Here is a 23517-nt window from a genome sequence, read left to right as displayed (position 1 = left end):
TATTGAAAAAAGTTGCTCTGAACACAAAATAGGGGCCGCGGCATATGCCGCGGCCCCTATTTTGCAGGCGTTGCGATTGCGGATATCTTACATCGCGAAGTCGCCGCCGACGAGCTTGGAGACGCTCTCCTCGTCGTACACGGCCGCGATCGCGTTGGCGAACTCGTCTGCCACCGTGATGGTCTTGATCTTGCCGGCAGCCTCGACGGGGATGGAATCCGTGACCACGCACTCGACGATCGGGGCGTCATTCAGGCGCTCGATGGCCGGGCCGGAGAAGATGCCATGGGTGGCGCACACGTAGATATCGCCAGCGCCCATCTTCTTGAGCTCGCGCACGCTTGCGCACAGCGTGCCCGCGGTGTCAATCATGTCGTCATTGATGATGCAGGTCTTGCCCTCGATATCGCCGATGATGCCCATGACCTCAGCGGCGTTGTGGCGCGGACGGCCCTTGTGCGCGATGGCGAGCGAGCAATCGAGCATGTCGGAGAGCTTCTTCGCAGCCTTGGCGCGACCCACGTCCGGAGACACGACAACAAGGTTGTCGGTATCGAAGTGCATGTTGTTGTAGTACTCGCCAAAGAGCGGCAGCGCGGAGAGGTGGTTCACGGGGATGTCGAAGAAGCCCTGGATCTGCCCCTGGTGCAGGTCGAGCGTGATGACACGGTCAACGCCTGCACGCTCGAGCAGGTTGGCAACGAGGCGCGCAGTGATGGGCTCGCGCGGCGCGGCCTTGCGATCCTGGCGCGCGTAGCCGTAGTGGGTGATGCACGCGGTGATAGTGCGGGCCGAGGCGCGCTTCGCGGCGTCGGTGGCAATGAGCAGCTCCATGAGCGCGTCGTTGACGTCGCCCGAGATGGACTGGATGAAGAACACGTCGGCGCCGCGCACCGTCTCATCGAAGCGCGCGTAGATCTCGCCGTTGGCGAACTTCTCGAGTGCCAGGCCCGAGAGCTCGACCCCCAATAGGTCCGCGACCTTTTCTGCTAGCGGCCTGTTCGCTGTGCCCGAGTACAGGCGCAGCGTTTTCTGCATGGCACACGTCTTCGATGGGTCGTTGATGGGCATGTTCCCCTTCTCCTTCTGCTCGACTGATGTAACGTTCGAGGCCAATAGATACCGTTACTGCCGCGCGATCTTGCGCTCGGAGTAGCCGGTTATGATGCGCTGCTCGGTGCGCTCGATAGCAAGTGCACCGTCAGGAACATCCTTGGTAATAGTGCCGCCGGCGCCCGTCACCGCGTTCGACCCGATGTTCACGGGCGCGACCATCATGGTGTCCGATCCGATGAACGTGTTGTCGCCGATGGTGGTCGGGTTCTTGTGGACGCCGTCGTAGTTGCAGGTGATGGAGCCGGCGCCGATGTTTACGCCCGCTCCCATGGTGGTGTCGCCAATGTAAGAGAGGTGGGGGACCTTGGAGCCCTCGCCGATGGTGGATTTCTTGATTTCGACATGCGTGCCCACATGGGCGCGGTCGAGCAGGTGCGTGCCGGGCCGCAGATAGGCGCGCGGCCCCACGGTGACCTCGTTCTCGATGACGACATCGATGCCAACGGTTTCGTTAAGCGAGCAGCCGTTGCCGCAGGTCACATTGGTGAGGCGCGTGTTGGGGCCAACCTCGCAGCCTTCGCCGATGCGGCAGGTGCCGTCCATGAAGGTGAGCGGCCACACTACCGTGTCGCGGCCGATGGTGCAATCCGGCCCGATCCAAGCGAGAGCGGGGTCGATAAAGGTGACGCCCTCCGCCATGAGGGTCTCATTGATGCGATCGCGCGCGATGGCGGTGAGTTCGGCGAGCTGCGCGCGGCTGTTGACGCCGAGGCCGTCTCGATAGTCGTCGCAGCAGAAGGAAGTCACGCGCTGCCCGGCCTCGCGCAGGATGGCGAGCATGTCGGGCAGATAGTACTCGCCCTGGGCGTTGTCGTTGTTGATCTCGTTGATGTGGGCGGCGAGCAGGGCGCCGTCGAAGGCGTAGCAGCCGGCGTTGCATTCCTGGATGGCGGCCTGGCTGGGTGTGCAGTCTTTCTGTTCGATGATCTCGATGAGGGAGCCTGCGTTGTCAAGCACGATGCGGCCGTAGCCGAAGGGATCGGGCGGCAGCATCGAGAGCACGGCGCCCGCGGCTTTTCCGGTGGCGACGGTCTCGGCGAATCGCTGGATGGTTTCGGGCTGGATGAGCGGCAGATCGCCGTTGAGCACCACGACCGGTCCTTCCGAGATGCCGCATGCCGAGAGGGCTACCTTGACGGCATGGCCCGTTCCCAGCCGCTCGGCCTGTTCTACGCATTCGATGGACACCGCGGCGCTCGCATAGGAGGCGTCAACGATGTCGCGCACTTCCTGCGCGTGGCTGCCCACGACCACGATGATGCGCTGGCAGCCAGCGGCAATCGCCGCGTCGGCCACCCATTCGATCATCGGTTTGCCCAGAATCTTGTGGGCGACCTTAGCATGGTTGGATTTCATGCGGGTGCCCTCGCCCGCAGCAAGAATGATGGCAGTTGCTTCCATGAACTCCCCCGAATTGCGCGTACCGTACAATGCCGAAGCGCTCGGCTTGAGGCGGTTCACGCGGCTGCGCGCGGGGCGCTGCACCAAGAATGTGACTCAAATCGAGCAGGATGTCACTTGGATGATACCTTAGCGGGCAAGTATGCGGGGGCAACAAGGAGGGCGAAGCGCCAAACGTCACAGCGAATGCGCAGGCGCGGCGCGGTTGCGGGCGGGGCGAGGGGCGACGGGGTAAGCATGGCGCGGCTGCGGTCCGATTGCGCGGCGAGCGTGGCGCGGCTGCGGTCCGATCGCGCGGCGAGGGGCGACGGGGCGAGCGTTGCGCGGTTGCGGTCCGATTGCGCGGCGAGGTGCTGCGCGGTGGCGAAGCGCTGGGCATGCGGTCCGACCCTACCGGTTGCGGAGGTGCCGCGTGCTCAAAAGGGCGAAGCGCTAGGCACGCAGCCCGACCGGATGGCGCGCTCTGATTTTGGGTAGACCAATAGCACATGCTCGCAGGGCCCGCGCTGCGCGGTCTAATTTCGCTTGAACATTTGGAGAGATATGCACGGGGATACCATTCTGCTTATGACCTTTGTGTTCGCGCTCGTCGCGGCATTTGCCGGCGGCGTCGTGGCGCGTGCGCTTCGCTTGCCGCCCATCGTGGGCTATCTTGTTGGCGGGCTCGTGGTGAGCCCATTTACGCCGGGCTTCATCGGTGATTCGGATGCCATGAACCAGCTGTCCGAAGTCGGCGTCATGTTCATGATGTTCAGCACGGGCCTGCATTTCTCGCTCAAGGACCTCTTCGAGGTCAAAGGCATCGCGGTGCCGGGAGCTATCTTGCAGATAACCGTGGGTACCGTGGCTGGGTATGCGTTGGCGCAGGCGTTCGGATGGACGCCCGAGGCAGGAATCATGCTCGGCCTTTCGGTGAGCATCGCGTCGACGGTGGTCCTCATCAAGAACCTGACGGACGCGGGCCTGTACCAGAGCCATGGCGGCCGTGTGGCGACGGGGTGGCTCATCGTGGAGGACCTGGCGACGGTCGTGATTTTGGTGGTGCTGCCGGTGGTCTTCGGCCCGGGCGAGACCTCGGGCGCCGAGCTGGCGGCGGGCCTTGCCGAAGCGCTGCTTAAAACGGTGGCGTTCGTGCTGCTTATGCTCGTGGCGGGATCGCGCGTGCTGCCATGGGTGCTCGGTAAGATCGCGCGCTTCTGCCCCAGCGAGCTCTTCCAGTTGGCCGTGGTGGTGATCGCGCTCGGCACGGCCATGGCGGCTTCGCTGCTGTTCGATCTCTCGGTAGCGCTCGGGGCCTTCCTGGCCGGCGTGGTGGTGAGCGGGTCCAAGCTCTCGCATCGCGTGGCTGCCGAGGCCATCCCCTTCAAAGACCTCTTCTCCATCATCTTCTTCGCTTCGGTGGGCATGATGGTCAACCCGGTGACCCTCGCTTCGCATGTGGGAGAGCTTATTGCGCTCGTGGCGCTCATCATGGTGGGCAAATGGCTCATCAACATGGTGCTCGGCGTAGTGCTTTCGGCTGGATTGCATGGCACGCTCACGGTGGCGGCGGGGCTCGCGCAGATTGGCGAGTTCTCGTTCATCATCGGACAGACCGGTATGGGGCTGGGGATTCTCACCGCCGAGCAGTACACGCTCATTTTGGGCGGCGCCGTGGTGTCGATCGCGCTCAATTCGTTCGCGTTCAAGCTTATCGACCCCATCGAGGCGTGGATGCGCAAGCATGCGCGGCTCGCTGCCCTGTACGAGCGCCATGTGCGCCAGTTTGAGGAGCCGTCGAGCGACGTGCGCGATCACGTGGTCGTGGTGGGGTATGGGCACGCGGGCAGGTGCGTGACCGAGGTGCTCAAAAATCTCGACATCCCATGTTTGGTCGTAGAACGTGAGCTGGAAACGGCGGAGGAGGCAGAGGCGGATGGCCTGTGCGTGCTGGTGGGAGATGCGGCCAATTCCGAGATTTTGGCCCATGCCCACCTGGATGCAGCGCGCGTGCTCGTGATCGCGGGCGGCGGAGACGCGGCGGCCGAGGCGATTGCCTACGAAGCGCGCCTGTTCGCGCCCGGCCTGCACATCGTGACGCGTGCCGAGGACGAAGACGGCCTGAAGGCGCTTGCGGCCGCTGGCGCCAACGAGGTCGTGAGGCCGGAGCTCGAGGGCGGTATCGAGCTTATGCGCCATACGCTCATCGATTTGGGCTACACGCCCCGCCAAATTCAGGATTACGCGAACGAGCTGCGTGCAAGCGGTTACGAGGCCCTGGGCGACAACGCCCAGGGTGCGCGGCGGCGCGCGTTCGAGCGCCTAGTGGCGTCGCTTTCCGAGGTGGAGCTCGAGTGGGTGTTGGTGGGCGAAGCAAGTACGGCCGCCGGGAGCACCCTTGCCGACCTCGATCTGCGCGCAAAGACGGGCGTCAACGCGGTGGCGCTCCGCCGCGGAGGCGAGGTGACGCTGTTCCTCGATGCGCGGACCGAGCTGCACAAGGGCGATAAGGTTGGTCTCGTTGGCACCGTGGAGCAGGTGGAGGCCGCAGCGAAGCTGTTCGCGTAGCGGCGGGACGTGCCCGCCAAGCGAATTCGCCCTCGCTGCCGGGCTTGCCGCCGCCAGAGCCCCTCCTCCGTGCTTGACAAGACGTCAGCCTGCAACAGTTCTGTAACATTCCTTGACTCCACTCAACTAAAGCGACACAATCTAGTTCGCCGAAAGGGCGGCGAGAGCGGCACGGGGCCGCGCTCGATAGAACGAAAGGTTGCTCTGCGATGCATGCTTACCTACTAATTTCGGGTGAGATTATTAGCTAGCGCGGGTTTGGTATATCGCCAGCCCGCGCTCATCGCGGGCGGCTGTAAGGCGAGGGCCGTCGTATATCGAGGCCCTCGCTTTTTTGTATCTGCCCGTGCTCGCGCGATGCGCCCAGGCCGGTGAGCCGGCAGGTGCGCATGTAGATCGCATCATCTTCGGGGCTCCGAGGGAAGGAACGTGTCATGAACGGAATGGTCGTCGTTGTGGTGGCCGCGGTGGTGCTTGCCGCCGGCTACCTCGTATATGGTCGATGGCTGGCAAAGACCTGGGGGATCGACCGCGAGGCTCTTACCCCTGCCAAACGCATGGAGGACGGCAAGAATTTCTCGCCCGCCTCGTGCTTCACGGCGTTTTCGCACCAGTTCAGCTCCATCTGCGGTGCGGGACCGGTCACGGGTACTATCGCGGCGATGATGTTCGGCTGGTTGCCGGTGCTTCTGTGGGTGCTCGTGGGCGGCATCTTCTTCGGCGCCGTGCACGACTTCGGTGCGCTCTATGCCAGCGTGAAGAACAACGGCAAGTCGCTCGCCCAGCTCATCGACAAGTACATCGGTCGCACGGGACGCCGTCTGTTCCTGCTCTTTAGCTGGCTGTTCACCATCATCGTGATCGCGGCCTTCGTGGACATGGTCGCGGGCACCTTCCAGGCCACCTTCGCCGCCGATGGCGCCGTGGACGCGGCCGCCTCCTATGCCGGCGGCACGGCGGGCACCATCTCGATCCTCTTCACATTCGTTGCTATCGCATTCGGCTGGATCAACCGCAAGTTCGGCCTTAGCGGTTGGAAAGAGCTCCTGCTCGCTGTGGTGCTCTTCGTTCTCATGTTCGCCGTGGGCATGCAGTTCCCGGTGTATCTGAGCAAGTTTGGCTGGTTCGCGGTCATCGCAGTGTACCTGCTGTTTGCTGCAGCTATGCCCATCCAGACCCTCAAGCAGCCGCGTGACTATCTCACGAGCATCATGATGATCGTCATGATCGTGTGCGCGGTGCTCGGCATCTTCGTGCTCGGCGCCAATGGCGAGGCCACGATGACCGCCCCGATGGTCGCCGACATCTCGGCGCTCGCCACAAACGGCAGCTATCTGTTCCCGCTGCTGTTCGTGTCGGTCGCATGCGGCGCGCTCTCCGGCTTCCATAGCCTCGTTTCCACCAACACCTCGTCCAAGCAGGTCGAGAAGGAGCAGGATACCGTCGTCGTGGGCTACGGCGCCATGATCGTCGAATCCTTCGTGGGCGTGCTCGCCATCGTGGTGGCCGCCATCATGTACTCCCAGATCAACAACACCGGCGCCGCCGGCGCGCTTCAGGGCACGCCGTTCCAGATCTTCTCGCAGGGTGTGGCGCGCGGCATGATGGCCTTCGGCGTGAACGGGACGCTGGCTACCGTGTTCATGACCATGTGCGTCTCCGCGCTCGCGCTGACCTCGGTTGACGCTGTAGCGCGCATCGGCCGCCTCTCGTTCCAGGAGTTCTTCGCAAAGGGCGACGACGCCGCCGAGGATGTGGCAGCCGAGAACACCGGCCTTGCCAAGGTCTTCTCGAACACCTGGGTCGCCACCGTGCTCACGCTGGCGCTCGGCTTCGCGCTCGCATTTGGCGGCTACAACAACATCTGGCCGCTCTTCGGCGCGTCCAACCAGCTGCTTGGCGGCATGACCATGATCACGCTCGCGGTGTTCTGCAAGTGCACCGGCCGCAAGGGCTTCATGCTCTACGTTCCCGTGGCGTTCTTGCTTGCCTGCACGTTCACCTCGCTTGTGCAGAGCATCATCAGCTGCGCGAACGCGCTCGCTGCCGGCGGCATGGCGGTCATCGCGACTTCCGGCCTGCAGCTCGTGTTCGCAATCCTCATCGTGATTCTGGGCATCTTCGTGGCATACAACTGCTTGAAGGAGCTCTTCACCAAGGAGGCCGGCTCCATCCCCGACGAGGAGCCCGAGTGGTCGCAGATGGGTAAGGCTCGTTACAGCCATGGTGAGCGCCCCGAGGCTCCGGCCGACGGCGCCAAGGCTCAGGCCTAATACCCTCCCAAAATGATAAAACGAACCGGGTTCGTTTTATCATTTCTTCCGACGAGATAAGCCGCGAAGGGTGCAGGTGCCCTTCGCGGCTTGTTGGTTTTGGGTTGAGCCAATTTGAGGTGCCCGATTGCCAAGAAATGGCTTCATTCGCTACGCCCGCGTGCCGTGGCGAGCCATGAAGACCTCGTAGTCGGCCTCGTTCTGGTCGGCGTATGCCTGCGAGAAGTTCCAGAGCGCGTCCTCAAACGCGTCGCCGTCGTCCAGATAGGCCGATATGGCCAATTCGTCGCCGGTGCGGGCGTGTGCGTGCGCAAGCGCGTGGGCGCACAAGCGGGCGACGCTTTCCAAGCTGCCGGCGCCAATGCGCTCAAGGTCGATTGACCCCTTGCCGTTCCAGAGCTGGCGTACATAGTAATCGCGCGCGGTGCCGTCGGGCGCGGTGGCTTTGGTCCACCCGAGCAAGATGTCGCTCGTGGACTGCACGAGCCGCTGGCCTTGCACCACGCGCTCGGCGTGGCTGGCAAAGGGCGCGGGCCGCCAGAAGCGCTCGACTACGGACTCGCTCGCCTCCTTGGCCTGCAGGATAAGCGGGTCGTCGGCGTTCTTGCCGGCGAGCAGCGCGATCCATGCACGCGTGCCCACGCTGCCCACACCCACGACCTTGCGTGCCGCGTCGTGCACATGGTAGTGCTCCAGCAACATGCGCCGGTCGTAGGGGAGGCTTGCGAGATAGGAGTCAAGCAGCTCCTGCAAGGCTGCAAAGAGTTCGTTGCTGTCGGTGTAGCCCTGGAGCGCCTCAAGGTCGCTAAGGGGCACGAGTTCGGGAGGCTGCGAGTTGAAGCGCAGCGCATCGCCGACTCGATGGGCGAGCTTATCGGCGGCGCGCTGGTTATCCTTCTGGCGTGCCTTCTCAACCGCGCGGCGCACGGTGCGCCCGGTCTTGCCATGGAGGTCGCGCTCGAACTCGTCGAGCGCCTGCTCTACGTCAAGGTGCGCATACCACACATCGAGCTCCCCCATCTTGGCGAAGCTGCAGAGCGAGCGGCGGTACTGCTTGGCGCAGGCGCGCACGGCGTCTCGGCGGTCTTTCTTGGCGAAGCCCCGGTCGCGCCCGCAAATCTCGACGCTCGCGGCGAGGCGCTTGATATCCCATTCCCATGGGCCCGGTGCGGTTTCGTCGAAGTCGTTAACATCGAACACGAGATGGCGCGTGGGGCTCGAGAAGACGCCGAAGTTCGCGATGTGCGCGTCGCCGATGCACTGCACTTCGATGCCGCTGACCGGCTGTGTGGAGAGGTCGTGTGCCATGATGATGGCGGATCCGCGGAAGAACGCGAACGGTGAGGCGGCCATGCGCTCGTAGCGGAGCGGCACGAGCTCGGGTACGCGGGTGGCGGATTGTCCATCTATAAGCTCGACGGCGTCTGTTCGGTTGGGCTGGACGCTCCAAACTGCGAAATCTTCGAGTGAAGGGGCGGTTTGCGTACGGGTAGTTCGGCTGTTGCTCATAGCACCTCCAACACGGCGGCAAGCACCGCAAGTACGGCGAGGAACGCGATGTTCCACACGGTGAACAGCATGAAATAGCGGCCCTTCTCGCGTGGGAGCACGAGTGCTACCTGTTTATACGAGATGAGGCTCGCCATGGACGCGATGAGCGTACCCAGGCCGCCGAGGTTCGTGCCCACGATGAGCGCAGCGAAGTTCGACGTGAAGCCGGAGAGCAAGATGGCGGCAGGCACATTCGAGAGCACTTGGCTCGCGATGACGGAGACGGCGAGCTCGTGACCATCGATGAGCTGGGCAAGCGCGGTGCTCACCATCTCGATGCGGCCGACGTTGCCAACGAAGACGAAGAACGCGATGAACGTGAACAGCAGCGCATAATCCACGTGCAGGAGGGCGCGGCGGTCCGCGACGAGCGCCACGACGATGGTTACTGCGACGATCGCCTGGTAGGGGAGGATATGCGCGACAGAAAGCAGGGCGAGCACGAAGAGCGCTGCCCAGGGGAGCACGCGGAGCGGGGAGGGCGCGGGGTCGTCGGCCTCGCTGGCGAGCTGCGGGGTTTCGTTGGCGTCCGTGGCGCTAGCAGCGTTGTCGGCTTCACCGCAAGTTGCCGGGCTGTCCGCACTGCCGTCTTCGCTGCTGCTGGCCGGGTTGCCCGCGTCCACGTTGCGCGCCGCCTTCTCCTTCGCGTGCTCTGGAATTCGGCCAAAGAACGCGATCGCGCCCACGAGCAGCACGAGCGCTGCTGCGGCATAAGGCAGCATGAGCAGCAGGAAGTCGGTGAGAGCCATGTGCGATGTGCTGTAGAGGTAAAGGTTCTGCGGGTTGCCGATGGGCGTGAGCATGCTGCCGAGGTTCGCGGCGATGGTCATCATGACCACGGTGAAGCATGCATGGCGTGGGGAATCGAGCGTGCGCAGCGCCAGCAGGGCGAAGGGGACGAACGTCACGAGGGCGACGTCGTTCGTGATGAGCATGCTCGAGAAGAAGGCGAGGAGCGTGAGTGCGAGCGCGAGGCGTCGGGGTCCGCGTACGGCGCTTAGGAGATGCCGGCAGGCGATGCGGAACACGCCGAGACGCGAGAGCCCGGCCATGATCGTCATGAGGCTGGAGAGCATGCCGATGGTGCGAAGGTCGACGTATTCCGCATAGGCGGCGTCGGGCGGGACGGCGGCGCACGAGATGATCGCCAGCACGATGGCCACGACGAGCACGGGGTCTTTTCGCACGATTTCGCGCACGTTGAGAGCAAAACGCATGAATGCGTCCATGGGAGCCTTTCGTTTCACATGAGATGGAGCTCGCTTAGCGTATGACAAGCGCTTTCCGCTGGCAAGGCTGCGTTTTCGCCGGGGAGCCTGCAGGTGCGCAACAGCGTGATGGCGTGCGGTAAACTTCAGCTAGGCGAAGCATCCTATCGACTGCTCCCATGTTCCGAACGAGGTAGTGAGGTTCCGCATGCGTAGCGATAAAGGTTGGTATCTGGACGACGGGGGAACCCTGGTAGTCGACGGCTTCGTTTCGTTTGCGGACGGGGTTCCCTGGCAGTCGATTGCCGAGCAAATCCGCGCGGTACGCGTGCAGCGCGGTGCGCAGGTGGAACGCTTGGATCGATTGTTCGCGGGTTGCCGCCATCTGACCGCCGTAGACGGTCTGGAAAACTTGACGTGCCCCGATGGCAGCGCGGGAGCCGAGGACGCGAGCGAGATGTTCGCGGGTTGCTCCAAGTTGCGCCGTATCGATCTTTCGGCATTCGATACCTCGCGCGTGCGCAGCGCATGGGGCATGTTCCAAGATTGCCGCGAGCTGCGCGAGGTCGTCCTTCCCGCGCAGGGGTTTCCTGAGCTGCGCGAGGCGGGCGGCATGTTTCGCGGATGCCGTAGCCTGCTCTCGTTCGATTTCGCGGCGCTGGGTGCTCCGAACCTCGAGGACGCGTCCGATTTCTTTCGGATGTGCACCTGGCTCGACGAGGTCTCGTTCGTCGGCGCGCGAACCGGGCGGCTCGTCACGGCGGAGCGGATGTTCTATGGCTGCTGCAACCTGGAGCGCATCACGGGCGTCGATGGCCTGCAGACCGGTCGTATCGAAAACCTTTCCGGCATGTTCCGCTTTTGCGCGCGCCTGTCGCAGCTCGATTGCGCGTTGTGGGACACCGCGAGCGTCCGCGAGGCGAACTTCCTGTTCAGCGGCTGTTCGTCCCTCTCGCAACTCGATGTGTCCATGTGGCGCATGCCTCGCCTGCAGGCGGCGCGCGGCATGTTCTCCAGCACGCCGATCGACCGCGTGGACTTGACGGGCTGGGGCGCCCATGAGCTCACCGACACGAGCTATATGTTCGACAGCTGCGCTTCGCTACGGGAAGTGGTGTTCGGCGCCATGGATCTCTCTGGTGTTCTGCGTGCGCAAAGCATGTTCGACGGTTGCACCGAGCTGGAACGCATCGCGCATGAAGGGCGGGGCATGCAGAACGTCCGAAACGCCGCGCGGCTGTTCTTCGGATGCAAGAGCTTGGAACATGTCCCCGGCGGTTTCGTTGATCTGGCGCTGGCGGAGGACGCCTATCGGGCTCGCGAGGGCTGCTCGGCGCCCTTGCCGTAACGCTGGCGGCTCCATCCGCGCATCCCGCCGGAGTCGCGCGCTTCCCGCCGCAGCGCTCGCGCCCTTCGTGTTGCGCAACAGGGGCGCCGCCCGGCGATATCGTAGCCTTGCCAACCACGACGGGAGGAGCGCCTGCGAGCACCTTGCAACCGCCAATTAACGTCTGAGGAATGCCTCGCCGGCACCGTCCGACGAGCGCTGGATGGCGGTATCATTTTTTATAAGCACTGACATGGGAGGCTGATGCCATGGATACCATCACCGGCGACCTGTTCGAATTCTGCGCTATCACCAATGCTGCCCGTGAGGCGGTCAACAGGACGACGGGGGGAACCGATGCGGAAGACCTTCTCAAGGCGGGCTGGAAACTGGCGTTTGCCGATAAGTCTTACAAGTGCATGCGCGACATCATCCGCTTCCAGGTGTCCGTCCGCGACCAAGCGGGCGAGGAGCAGGTGCTTGTGGTGAAGCTCAAGCAGAACGACCCAAACAAGAAGCCGGCGCGCAAGAATCCCAAGCCGTACTACACCTACGGCGTCGATCGCGAGGACGGTTCCCAACGCCCCTACCAGAGGCTGTGGGATTTTGCCTACGTGTCGGATAGCGCATATAAGCAGCTCATGGACCTCGCTCTGCCCGAGCCGTGGTCGTTTACCGATCGTGACGGCGGCCATGAGATTCTCAGCTGGTATCTCAACGGTACGTTTCTGCATCTGCTGGACGAGGGGAAGATTCGCTACGGACAGGATGCCCAGGGCAGGTTCGCGGTCTTCTGCACGGGTTTGGTCAACCGTAACTTCGAGGACATCTACTGCTTCTGTGAGCCGAACAGCAAGGCTAAAGCCGAATGGATCGTCAAGTCGTTCTGCACTAAGGGCTCGGGCAATGCTGGCAAGCGCCTTGTCCGCGCACTCGGCACCGACATGCCCCAGCGAGCCGTGTACTACCGAACCCTGACCGACGTCGTGTACGACGGCTCCTTCGAGCTCGTGCCGGACTTCGAGCATCTGATGCTGCGCTGGAACCGCGTCGAACCCTCCGCCCTGCGCGTGCTGTTCGCGGGTTCTGCTGAAGCGGCGCCCCTCATCGATGAGGCGGAGCGCGAATCCGATCCCAAGAAACGCCAGGAGCTCCTCGAGCCCTTGAAGGGAATCGTGGACGGCGACGAGCGCCTGCGCCGATCGCTGTGGCGGGCGCTGAGTGACGCGTGCGAGCTTGCGCAGACGCGGGCGCGCTACATGTTCTCCAGCGCCATCCCGTCGTGGAATCCGAAGCGCAGCAAGGGCGGCGAGGTCTTCTTCTGCCTGCCGCTGAGCTTTGTCGATGTCGACCGTGTGGACGCGGTGCTGGTAGCACGTAGGATCGAGGTCCAGCGCGACGGGGCGCCGTATTGCTACTACGAGGGCGAGACAATCTACTCGCTGCAGATGGCGTACGAGCACGCGCGGACTCTCCAACGCGTCGACGGTCTCATGGGGTGGATTGAGTCGGCCTTCCCGTCTGTGGCCGCTGAGGGCTCGATTACCCCGGCAGGCGGTGACTCGGCTTTCTCGAGTACGATCGCACCGTCTATGACGCCGCAGCTGGGCAACGATGATGAGCAAGACGACCCATCCTCGCGCTTGGCTCGCCTGGCGCCCGAGGATCCCGCGATGGGGACGTACGTGGTGCGGCCCGGCGACGTGATCGGCGTGGCACGTCGCAGCAGTGACCCTGCGCCCGATATCGTGCTGCCCTCGATACGTACATTCAAGTACGTGTCACAGCGGCACGGCACGTTCACGTGCGCCGGCGGCACCTGGAGCTATGAGCAGCACGATGTGAACGGCACCAAGGTGCGCCATCTCGACGGGTCTGTTCAAAAGCTGGCCAAAGGTTCCAAGACCGAGCTCGCCTCTGGCGACGAGCTGTCGTTCGCCGAGTCGGCGTGGATGAAGTTCATGGTGTAGCGCAGGTACCTTCGCATGTGAGCAGGGGAGAAGGACATGGGAGAGCATATCCGGTTGGAGTCCGTGTGGTATAACGCGCCGGTCGTCGGAAAGAACGGCTCGTCGTCCATCGATCCGCTGACCGCAAGCCGGATTGACGAGGGCGGCTACGCCACGATCTACCGCGTGCCGATCCAGCCCGGCCTGCCGGTCGGCGGCATCCTCAAGGTGTTCAAGCGCTTTCCGGAGCCGTACCGGGCAGGCGAGCGTCTCCGCCGCAAGGCGAAATGGGGCGCTCTATACGATGAGTACGATATGCTCTGCGCGCTCGACGGACTCGACGGCCACGTGCCGCAGGCCTACGCGTGCGGGTTCCTCGTGATCGACGACGGGGCTGGCGGCGTCACGTACAGCCCTGCCTTCCTTATGGAGGAGGTCGGCAGTCCCGCAGAGCGGCTCGATAAGGTATTGCAGAAACACCGCAGGCCGTTCGGAGCGGGGCAGGTCGCGACGTTCGGCCTGCGCATGCTGGACGTGCTCGACCTTCTTGCCGAGCAAGGGAAGGGGAAGAAGAGGGGGATCGCCCATGCCGACCTGTCGCCTTGGAACGTGTACGTGCGATGCTCCTCGGATGACGGGGTCTTCGATTGGGTCTACCTAATCGACTTCGGCCAGTCTAAGTATGCGGACGAGGACGTAACCCCTTCATTTGCGCCGGGCGTGCACCCGCGTATGGGCATGGTGGAGTACTGCGCCCCGGAGTCAATCCCCAAGTTCGCGCTGCGAGAGAGGGATTCGGAAGCCTGTCGCGAGCACGATGAGCTGTATGACCTGCGCAACGACCCAGAGGTCGATCTTTGGTCGCTCGGCGCCCTGATGTACCAGCTCGCGCTGCGCAAGGCGCCGAGGTATTCGGTGCAGTACGCCAAGCGCGGCGATGTTTCGGGCTTTTGGCGTGGAGAGGTGAAGCTCGATGACGACGATGCGTTTCGTGCACTGATCGAGGAGAAGCGCGATAGCCTGAGCCTCCCAGACTATATGAATGAGGAGCGCGAGTTGCTGCTTGGCCAGGCGATCGCGCTCTGCACCGCCTGGGATCCGCGCGACCGCGATCGCCTCCATATTCGTCGCCTGCTCACGCGGGTGGCGGAGGGTACGGATGACGAGCGTTTCCAGCAGATGACGTACGTGCCCGAAGTCACGCCGACGCTCGAGGATGGGGGCGGCTCCGAGCAGGGTGCCCGTGTCGAGTCGGGCGTCGTACTCGCCGGCGTGTACAAGCTGACCGGCCCCGATGGCACGCCGTTTTCGGACGCAGAGGCCGACCTGCTCCTCTTCGGCGACAGCAAGCAAACTGTAGACATTCGGGAATACCGTTACCGCGGCGTGACGTACGCTGCCGAACACGTGGGGCCGTGCTACGACATGAGCTGCGCTGGGTGGGGCGTGAAGGAGTGGCAAAGCGATTCTCCCTGGCAGAGTATCAAAATCGTCGACTTTTTGACCAAGGTTCGCCCTGCGAGGATGCGCGCGTGGTTTGCGGGGTGCAAAAACCTTACCGAGTTGCTGCACATCGACCGCCTGGACACCTCTGCGGTGACTGACATGCAGTTCATGTTCCACGATTGCTCGTCGCTCGAATACGTGGACGTGTTCGGGTTCGACACCTCGCAGGTCGAGCGCATGAACGCCATGTTCCACGGGTGCGCGGCGCTGCAGGGGATCAACGTGGGTGGCTTCGACACATCGAAGGTCATCTCCATGACCAGCATGTTCAATGGATGCTCGGCGCTCGTCGTGTTGGATGTTGGACGCTTCAAGACGGACAAGGTCCAGTCATTTGACTTCATGTTCAACGACTGCTCCTCGCTGCGACGGCTCGACGTCTCCGGCTTCAGGACGCCGCACGTCGAGTCGTTCAAGTCGATGTTCTGCGGCTGCTCCTCGCTGCGGGAGCTCGACGTCTCGGGCTTCGACACCTCGTCTGCCACGGACATGGGCTGGATGTTCTACGGCTGCGGCGGGCTCGAGGCGCTCGACGTCTCCGGCTTCAGGACTGGTTCCGTCGCCGACTTCCAGGCCATGTTCTGTAACTGCTCGTCGCTCGTCGAGCTCGACGTCTCCGGGTTCGACACCTCCTCGGCGACGAGGCTCAACCACATGTTCTACGGCTGCTCCGCGCTCGCCGCTCTCGACGTCTCTGGTTTCGATACGTCCTCGGTTACCGACATGGGCTACATGTTTGCTCGATGCCCATCGCTCCGGGCACTCGACGTCTCCGGCTTCATAACGTCCCACGTGGAGGCGTTTCTTGGAATGTTCTACAAGTGCACAGAGCTCGCGTTCCTCGACGTTTCCGGGCTTGACACCTCGAACGCAACCGATTTGCGGTACATGTTCGCGGATTGCTTATCGCTTGTGAACCTTAAGGGATGGCCGTTTTCCATTCCTGAGGGCACCGATCTCGCTCTCATGTTCGAAGACTGCCCCTTTTTCGAGGTGGTCGATCGTTCGTATGCCGATACCGCGGTCGATGCCGATTCTTACGCTAATGTGGGGCGCAATGATCCGTGTCCTTGCGGAAGTGGGAAGAAATTCAAGACCTGCCACGGAAGGAACCGTTAACGGCTGAGTCAGATACATTCATTGAGGTTGCGGTCGTCGCTTGCGGTCGCAGGTCGTCTCAGGGAAGGATCGCGCTATGGCCGAAGCACTCAAGACGTTCGTCAAGGCGTTTTGCAGGGAGTTCTCGGGCGTGCCCGAGTGCCAGGTGCTCGCCTCATATGACAACGCTGTTAAATCGAAGTACGACGCGAGCCGCGTCTACCGCTTGTCGCCCCAAGACGAGCTCGCTCGAGCACAGCGGAGCTTTTCAGCGACGTCGAGATACGCGTCGTTTGCGCATCTGGTTCGTGACCGCACGGCTCGCGGCTCGCGGGTAGCTAAGCTGTTGGACGAGAATGCGCGCGACGTCGCGCACGACCTCGAAGCGACGGGTCGAATCTTTTTGGATATCGACTTGTGGAAAGAGCTCAAGGCGAACTTCATCCGGACCGATGCGTTCCGCACGGCGTTCAGCGCGGCGCTCCAGGCCGATGGCCTCGCCTACGATTTGCCAGGCTTTTGGCAGGCCATTGATGACGAGACTGGACGGCTGGACATGGTGCTCGCCGATAACGTTGAGACCATCAAGGACGTGCAGCGCGGAGTGATCGCGGCGTGCGTGTACGCGAGCTTGGCTGGTGCGCGCGACAACCGTCAGGAGATGGGCTTTGCCTTGCGCGAGACGCCGGTGAGTGTCGGGGGGATCGCCCCTGTCGTTACAGATTCTGCGCTGCGGGAGGCCCAGCTGGTGCCCGTCGTGATGGCTGGCCCTGATCCGCTCGACTACTCAATACAGCTCGACGACGGCGCCCGAGCAGTGACGGTCTACCGCTTTTCGGAGACGCAGGGCGCGCGTATCGGTCGCGAGGATCGCGCATGGTGCGCTGACCGCGGGCGCTGCCCAGTCGTCACCCGTGCGGCGTACGCCTCGCGGCATCACTGCGAGATCACGTTCGATTGTGGGCGCTGGACAATTGCCGACGTGGGCACCGACGGGCGGGGCAGCAGGTACGGCACGCTGGTGACGCCGGCCGATCTTGAGGCGTTGCCGGTGCTGCTGCAGGGTGATAGCTGCGAATTGCACCATGGCGATCTTATCTGCATCTTTCCGCGCCGTGTGCTGTCTGGCGACTACTGTGCCGCCAACTTTTCATGGGCATCCCGCATGCGCGACGAGAACTATCGGTTCGAGGTGCTCGGGTAGACGCAGATGCACGGTTGCACAACGTGCGCGATTCGCACAGGGAGAATCGGGTCGTACGATCCGTCGAATCGAAAGGATACGACCATGCATAACCACGAAGACAAGCAACTGGGTGGTGTCGGGTTCGACCTGGGTGCCGGCTCGGGCTCCGAGATGAGCGCCGAGTCCCTTGCCCTGCCCGTTGACGAGCTATCTCATGGTGCGGCTTCCCAGGAAGCTCCGGTCGAACGCCATTCCGTCGAGGTCATCTCAGATATGCGGGATTTCATGCTCGTCGCGGCGTCCTCAAGCGAGCGCGGCGCCCGTTTGGGCAACGAGGACTGCGCTTGGTACGGGGACGACTGCGCTTGCTTGAGCGACGGGATTGGCGGCGCGCCGTTCGGCGACGTCATGTCCAGGTTGTGCTGCGGGGCGTTCGACAAGGCATGGAAATCGGCCCTCGATGCTGTCGGAGATGCGGCGGGTCGCTGGGCGCTCGGCGAGTGGTGCATGTATCAGGCGTTCGTCTCGGTAGATGCATTCGTGAGCAAGGTGTCCTCATGTTTGGGCGAGGGGTCCGGGGCAACCCTGGTCGCCGTGGCTGCGTGCGAGGGGGAGCTCGTGTTCGGCAGGATGGGCGATTCGACCGCCTACGTCCTGTGCGATGACGGTGGGCTTGAGCACGTATTCGGCAACGATCGGGGCCGCATCCGTGCGGGGGGCAATGCGCTTCGCGCCGCGATGGGATACCATGTGCTGCGAAACGGCGGCAACGCCCCCTTGCAGACAGCGAGCATGCCGATGCGGGAGGGTATGAAGATTCTTCTGTGCAGCGATGGCGTGTGGGATCAGCTGCCCACGGCGCGCATAGCAGAGCTGCTCTCCCTCGACGGTGAGCCGTGCACGGCATCGCGCAGCATCGTCCTCGAGGCGGCAGAGGCGGGCGGCGAACGGAGCGACAACGCGACGGCGGTCGTGATCGACGTGCGCCGCAGCGAGATGCCGAGCAGGCAGCAGACACCGTGGATCTCGACGTGGTGACAGCGCTGGTGCGGGGCTGCCAGGAGTTGTTGCGGGACAAGGTTGCGCAACGGGACGATTGGGCGATGGCACACTAGCCTCGACGACCGGCAGCCAACCAGAAAGGACGTCGCCATGAAGTACAGCAACAGCCGCCGCATCAACCGCGCCTATGCCTCCTCCGCCGCCAAGCTCGATGCCGTCGAGCGCAGGTTCGCCCGCTTGTTCGACGCCATCTCGTATGCTCATCCCATCATCAAGCTCCGCCTGTGGATTGCCGGCTTGAGCGGCGATTCGGTGGTCGCGCCCGCGCCGAGCGAGGTCATCGACGCGATTGTGTCCAAGGCGATGGGAGGGCTGGTCGACTGGGGCGGTGGCGTGACGGACATCCAGTGCCCCGACCGCTTCGAGATCCAGGTTCCCGTGTCCGCGTGGCGGATGTACTACGGGCACGGCACCGCGGAGATTTGCACGCGCATCGAGGGCGCGGTCCAGGCCAAGCTTCACCGCAAGCTCGGGTGCGACCTGTCGCCGCGCGTGACCATCTGCCCGACCATGGCGCTGCTCGACGACGAACTCATTGTGCAGTCCTTTTACTTCGATACGCTGGACGAGCAGGCGGATGTGCACGACGAAGCCGCTGGCGATGCGGCCGTGGCTGCCGGGAACGCGGCCGCGGGTGCCAACCCCGAGGGCGTCTTCAGCGGCAAGGCGGTCGTCGAGGACGTGGCAGAAGCGGGCGCCACGCCCGTGATCGGCACCGCGCCCGAACCCGGCACCGCAATCATGGCAGAGCGCGACGTCCTCGAGGCACCGTCCCTCACGCCCTGCCTCATGACGGAAGCGCTCGCTGGTACCTTGGCGTTCGGACGGAAGCGCTATCCGCTCCGTGACGGCATGACGGTCGGTGTCAAGCGCGGTGACGGCTCCGACCAGGCGGACATCATGCTGCCGTATTCCGAGGACTTCTACCTGGTGTCCCGCAGGCACGGGCGCCTTGCTTACGATACGGCGCAGGAGATATGGCGCTTCGAGCAGCTGGGTTCCAACGGCACCACGGTGGTGCGCGACGGGCGGATCGTGGCTACGCTCGAGCGGGGTGACTCCGTGGTGCTGCGCGACGGCGACGGCTTGCTGTTCGCCGGCGCGCGCCAGCAGGTCACCTTCTTACTATCCTCCGAAAGCCGCACGGTCTGCCTTGATGCGGCATAAAGCCCTTCGCGCCGCCTGGGCAGGGCATTCGTTCAGGCGGCGTTCCCGCCGAGCCTGCTTTTCGAGAAAGGGTAACCGATGACGAAGTCCTCTTTGGTATACGCGTCGATCTACGAGACGCAGCCGGCCACCGGCGAGGCGCTTGCCGAGGATTGCACCGCGCTGGTCGTGTTCGGCGCCACGCCGTGGGACTGCGCGCGTTCCAGCTATGCAGAGGGAAACGTGCTGTATCGGCTCAAGCTTCTCTCCGGTCCTTTCAAGGTTCCGGAAACGGGGTATCCGTCCATCGTTGAGCCCGCAAACGATCCCGAGATGCCCGATGCCAACACCGCGCGCTGGGCTCAGCCGTGGAGCGGCGTCGCGCGCGCCTTCGTCACGGCGCCCATTGCCCCGGTCAGCATGCGGGGCTGGTTTGCGGGTTGCCGGGAGCTGCAGAGCATCGAGGGTCTCTCGCTGGTCGATACGTCGCGCGTCACGAACATGGCGAACCTGTTCAGCGCGTGATCGTCGCTGCAGACGCTGGACGTCTCCCATTTCGACACATCACAGGTGACCGACATGAGCAACATGTTCAACGGGTGCGACGAGCTCATCGCAATCGATGTGTCGGGGTTCGACACCGCGCGCGTTCGCGATTTCACGTCGATGTTCGCGAGCTGCTCAAAGTTCACGTGGCTCGATGTTTCGGGATTCGATACCTCGTCTGCCGCTGCCATGGCGAACATGTTCAGCCAGTGCCGCAGGCTCAGGTCGCTCGACCTGTCGCGGTTCGAGACGGTCGGCGTGCGTCGCATGAGCGGGATGTTCTGGGGCTGCGCGGAGCTTGAATGGGTTGACCTGTCGGGCTTCGATACCTCCGCCGTGCGCGACTTCTTCCTCATGTTCGCCGACTGTAAGAGACTGACGAGCCTGGATCTATCCTCGTTCGACTTCTCGTCTGCTAAGAACCTGAATCTGATGTTCCGCGACTGCGCGAACCTGCGGCACCTGGCACTGCCCGAGGCGCCGATCCGTTGGGCGGACACGGTCAAGATGCGGGGCACCCTTGAGGGATGCGTCGCTTTGGACGAGGAATCGCGCGCTGCGGCGGCTCGTATAGGCCTCGAAGCATAGGTGGTGGCGCATAAGTTATCCACGTGGATAATTCGGCCAATAGTCGACCAAATCGCCCGGCAATTTCGGCCATGAAAAACAAAAAAGCTCGGAGGCCGTATGACCTCCGAGCTGTGCGTGCTTGGTCGCGGGGGCAGGATTTGAACCTACGACCTCCGGGTTATGAGCCCGGCGAGCTACCAGACTGCTCCACCCCGCAATGTCTGGTGCACCTCTGGTGCAAGAAAATATATTACGATGTGAGGGCTTTCGTTTCAAGAAGAATCTTAATTGTGTGCGCATTTCCACATTTCAGGGGATTTTGACGTGTGGACAGGCTGGTCTGTGGAGGAGCGACGGGCGGCGTCGCGCGTGAGCCGGCGTCGCTGGGTGCGTTTGCTGCTGCAAATATGGAGTTGTGCCGGACCAAGATTCGTCCAGCGCTGCATATCCGGAGTTACGACATGCCTGGGGCGGGTGCGCCGCCGCCCAACGTTGCAGATGAGGGGTTACGCGCCGTTCGATGTCGCAGATATGGAGTTATCCGCGCCCGGCGCTGCAAATATGGAGTTACCGGCCTCCGCAGGTGCCCTTTATTCCATATCTGCAGCGCTCGTTGCTCTTAACTCCATATCTGCAGCGCTCGTCATCTATAACTCCAAATATGCTGCGGGGGCATGCCCTCGATTCGGCGCGGCGCTGGGTGCGCCCGGACACGCCGCAGAGCCCGCCCCGTCCAGACGAGCGAGCCCAACGCCGCTGCGAGCCAGTTTATTCACCCCTCCCCAGTTTAGGAGATTGTCTGGTATTGATGTTTACATACCACGGGGGCCAATCCGGGCACCACTCGGCTGTTACAATGTGCCATCAGTGGGAAAAGGCTAGTCTTGCGGCGGTGCGCGCCTGGGCGGGCCGATGGCCATAGCTTTGCGGGTGAACGCGCCGCGTGCGTCTGGCCACGACCTGTGGTGCGCCGATTTCTGCGACGGCATCTTCCGCCTCATACGGTAATCATCGTTGCAAAGGAGCGCCCCCATGTGTGGAATCGTTGGCTACACCGGTTTCAGCCAAGCGAAAAACGTACTCATCGATGGCCTTAAACGGCTCGAATATCGCGGCTACGACTCGGCGGGCATCGCCCTCGAGCGGCAGTCTGCCTCCGCCACGGAGCTCGACGTGCATCGTCGCGTTGGGAAGGTGGCCGGGCTCGAGTCCGAGCTCGAGCACGTCGACACCGCGTCGACCTGCGGCATCGGTCATACTCGTTGGGCAACGCACGGCCGTCCGAGCGTTGCGAACGCACACCCGCACACGAGCTGCGACGGTCGGATCGCCGTCGTGCACAACGGTATCATCGAGAACTTCGCAGAGCTGCGCGAGGAACTTGAACGTCGCGGTCATCGCTTCACGAGCGATACCGACACCGAGGTTTTCGCCCATCTTATCGAGGAGGCTTACGAGGGCCGTCCCGCAGACCCGGCAACGGGCGAGCCCGCCCAGCCTGGCTCGCACGACCTTATGGTTGCGGTGCGCGAGGCAACAACGCATGTGGTGGGCGCGTACGGTCTCGCCGCGCTGTGCGCCGACGAGCCCGGCGTCATCGCTGTGGCTCGCAAGGACAGCCCCATCATCATCGGGCGCGGCGAGGACGGCAGCTACGTTGCCTCGGATGTCATCGCGGTCATCGACGCGACGCGCGATGTTGTGGTGCTTGAGGACGGCCAGTTCGCTCGCCTCACGCCGGAAGGAATCACCTACACCGATGCCGAGGGCACGGCGATCGAGCCGGCCATCACGCACATCGACTGGGACATCGACATGGCCGAAAAGGGCGGCTACCCCGATTTCATGCTCAAAGAGATTCACGAGCAGCCTCGCGTGGTGCGCGACACGCTGGTGGGCCGCATGGTCGGCGGAGAGCTGGATATCGACGAGCTCGGCCTTACCTACGAAGAGCTCAACCTTATCGACCGCGTGTACGTGATCGCATGCGGCACGAGCTACCATGCGGGCCTCATCGCTAAAAACCTCATCGAGATGTGGGCGCGAATCCCGTGCGAAGTGGAGGCGGCGAGCGAGTTCCGCTACCGCAACCCCATCATCACGCCCTCGACGCTGGTCGTTGCGGTGAGCCAGTCTGGCGAGACGGCCGACACGCTGGCGGCCATTCGCGATGCACGCATCAAAGGGGCCAAGGTGTTCGGCATCACCAATGTTGTGGGAAGCCCCGTGGCGCGCGAGAGCGACGGCGTCATCTACACCAAGGCCAATAAAGAGATCGCGGTAGCGTCTACCAAGAGCTTCATTGGCCAAGTGGTCTCCCTCACGCTGCTTTCCCTGCTGCTTGCGCAGGTAAAGGGCAAGCTCACGACGGGTCAGGTCCGCATGCTCTTCCGCGAGCTGGGCGACACGGCCGAGCAGATCCAATGGATTTTCGATACGCAGACCGAGGCGGTCCATGAGGCGGCGCTCGCCTGTAAAGACGCCCACTCCGCGCTGTTCGTGGGGCGCGGCATGGGTGCGGCCATCGCGCACGAGGGTGCGCTCAAGCTCAAAGAGATCAGCTACCTGCACGCCGAGGCATATGCGGCAGGGGAGATGAAGCACGGTCCCATCGCGCTTATCGACCCTGGTTTCCCCGTGATCGCGGTAACCACCAAGAGCCCCACCTACGATAAAACCGTGTCGAACCTCAAGGAATGCGAGGCGCGCGGGGCAAAGATCATCGTCGTGGCTACCGAGGGCGACGAGGACATCAAGCAGATTGCCGATCACGTGATCTACATTCCGCCGGTGCGCGATGCGTTTTGCCCCATTACGGCGACGGTGCCGCTCCAGCTCCTGGCGCGCGAGGTTGCCATCATGCGCGACTGCGATGTTGACCAGCCCCGCAACCTTGCCAAGAGCGTGACGGTGGAGTAGGGCGCAATGCAAGCCTGGCGATTGCCTAGCCCCTGATGCAGCATGGCGCTTGCGCGGCCCCTGGATGGACTCATCCGGGGGCCGTTTTGGGCTTCGCACCTAAAACATTTGA

At 63.3% G+C, this 23517-nt stretch carries 14 protein-coding genes, 1 tRNA gene and 1 pseudogene; 11 read left to right on the top strand and 5 right to left on the bottom strand.

Going from position 1 to position 23517, the window contains the following annotated elements:
• Nucleotides 1-87: 87 nt before the first annotated feature.
• Nucleotides 88-1071, bottom strand: a complete 984-nt coding sequence (locus AC1VS5_RS01880) for a ribose-phosphate diphosphokinase (RefSeq protein WP_019127476.1) — start codon at nt 1069-1071, stop codon at nt 88-90.
• 54 nt (nt 1072-1125) lie between these two features.
• On the bottom strand, nt 1126-2517 hold the full coding sequence (glmU, locus tag AC1VS5_RS01875) for a bifunctional UDP-N-acetylglucosamine diphosphorylase/glucosamine-1-phosphate N-acetyltransferase GlmU (RefSeq protein ID WP_481217515.1): 1392 nt from the start codon (nt 2515-2517) through the stop codon (nt 1126-1128).
• Between the two features lie 543 nt (nt 2518-3060).
• Between glmU and AC1VS5_RS01870 the strand changes: the two genes are divergently transcribed.
• Both AC1VS5_RS01870 and AC1VS5_RS01865 read left to right on the top strand, forming a co-directional pair.
• The gene (locus tag AC1VS5_RS01870) at nt 3061-5064 is read left to right on the top strand and encodes a monovalent cation:proton antiporter family protein (protein WP_481217514.1); all 2004 of its coding nucleotides are present in this window, start codon (nt 3061-3063) and stop codon (nt 5062-5064) included.
• Between the two features lie 434 nt (nt 5065-5498).
• A complete protein-coding gene (locus AC1VS5_RS01865; RefSeq protein ID WP_481217513.1) occupies nt 5499-7337 on the top strand; it encodes a carbon starvation CstA family protein in 1839 nt (612 codons plus the stop codon).
• 150 nt (nt 7338-7487) lie between these two features.
• On the opposite strand, the gene AC1VS5_RS01860 is transcribed toward AC1VS5_RS01865, so the two are convergent.
• Nucleotides 7488-8846: a DUF2252 domain-containing protein gene (locus AC1VS5_RS01860; RefSeq protein WP_481217512.1), complete on the bottom strand. Its 1359-nt coding sequence runs from the start codon at nt 8844-8846 to the stop codon at nt 7488-7490.
• Nucleotides 8843-10117 (bottom strand): SLC13 family permease, encoded by a 1275-nt coding sequence (locus tag AC1VS5_RS01855; protein ID WP_481217511.1) that lies wholly within the window; start codon nt 10115-10117, stop codon nt 8843-8845. Before AC1VS5_RS01855 ends, AC1VS5_RS01860 begins: the two co-directional genes overlap by 4 nt.
• A gap of 187 nt (nt 10118-10304) precedes the next feature.
• On the opposite strand from AC1VS5_RS01855, the gene AC1VS5_RS01850 reads away from it, so the two are divergent.
• The 8 genes and pseudogenes from AC1VS5_RS01850 to AC1VS5_RS01815 form a co-directional block, all read left to right on the top strand.
• Nucleotides 10305-11444 (top strand): BspA family leucine-rich repeat surface protein, encoded by a 1140-nt coding sequence (locus AC1VS5_RS01850; RefSeq protein ID WP_481217510.1) that lies wholly within the window; start codon nt 10305-10307, stop codon nt 11442-11444.
• A gap of 248 nt (nt 11445-11692) precedes the next feature.
• Nucleotides 11693-13393 (top strand): DUF3825 domain-containing protein, encoded by a 1701-nt coding sequence (locus AC1VS5_RS01845; RefSeq protein WP_481217509.1) that lies wholly within the window; start codon nt 11693-11695, stop codon nt 13391-13393.
• Nucleotides 13394-13429: 36 nt separating this feature from the next.
• Nucleotides 13430-15997, top strand: a complete 2568-nt coding sequence (locus AC1VS5_RS01840; RefSeq protein ID WP_481217508.1) for a BspA family leucine-rich repeat surface protein — start codon at nt 13430-13432, stop codon at nt 15995-15997.
• Between the two features lie 76 nt (nt 15998-16073).
• Nucleotides 16074-17180, top strand: coding sequence for an FHA domain-containing protein (locus AC1VS5_RS01835; protein WP_481217507.1), 1107 nt, complete (start codon nt 16074-16076; stop codon nt 17178-17180).
• Between the two features lie 84 nt (nt 17181-17264).
• Nucleotides 17265-18200, top strand: a complete 936-nt coding sequence (locus AC1VS5_RS01830; RefSeq protein ID WP_481217506.1) for a PP2C family protein-serine/threonine phosphatase — start codon at nt 17265-17267, stop codon at nt 18198-18200.
• 114 nt (nt 18201-18314) lie between these two features.
• Nucleotides 18315-19391 carry an FHA domain-containing protein gene (locus AC1VS5_RS01825; protein WP_481217505.1) on the top strand — a complete coding sequence of 359 codons (1077 nt, stop codon included), beginning with the start codon at nt 18315-18317 and terminating at the stop codon, nt 19389-19391.
• A 78-nt stretch (nt 19392-19469) separates the two neighbouring features.
• Complete coding sequence (locus tag AC1VS5_RS01820; protein ID WP_481217504.1) at nt 19470-19895, top strand: hypothetical protein; 426 nt, start codon at nt 19470-19472, stop codon at nt 19893-19895.
• 3 nt (nt 19896-19898) lie between these two features.
• A pseudogene (locus AC1VS5_RS01815) lies at nt 19899-20504 on the top strand (BspA family leucine-rich repeat surface protein); the annotation flags it as partial.
• Nucleotides 20505-20626: 122 nt separating this feature from the next.
• Here the strand turns inward: AC1VS5_RS01815 and AC1VS5_RS01810 are convergent.
• Nucleotides 20627-20703, bottom strand: a tRNA-Met gene (locus AC1VS5_RS01810).
• A gap of 815 nt (nt 20704-21518) precedes the next feature.
• On the opposite strand from AC1VS5_RS01810, the gene glmS reads away from it, so the two are divergent.
• Nucleotides 21519-23405, top strand: a complete 1887-nt coding sequence (gene glmS / locus AC1VS5_RS01805; RefSeq protein WP_481217503.1) for a glutamine--fructose-6-phosphate transaminase (isomerizing) — start codon at nt 21519-21521, stop codon at nt 23403-23405.
• Nucleotides 23406-23517 lie beyond the last annotated feature (112 nt).

It is taken from the genome of Enorma sp. (assembly GCF_982429025.1).
This window is presented reverse-complemented; position numbering and strand designations above follow the sequence as displayed.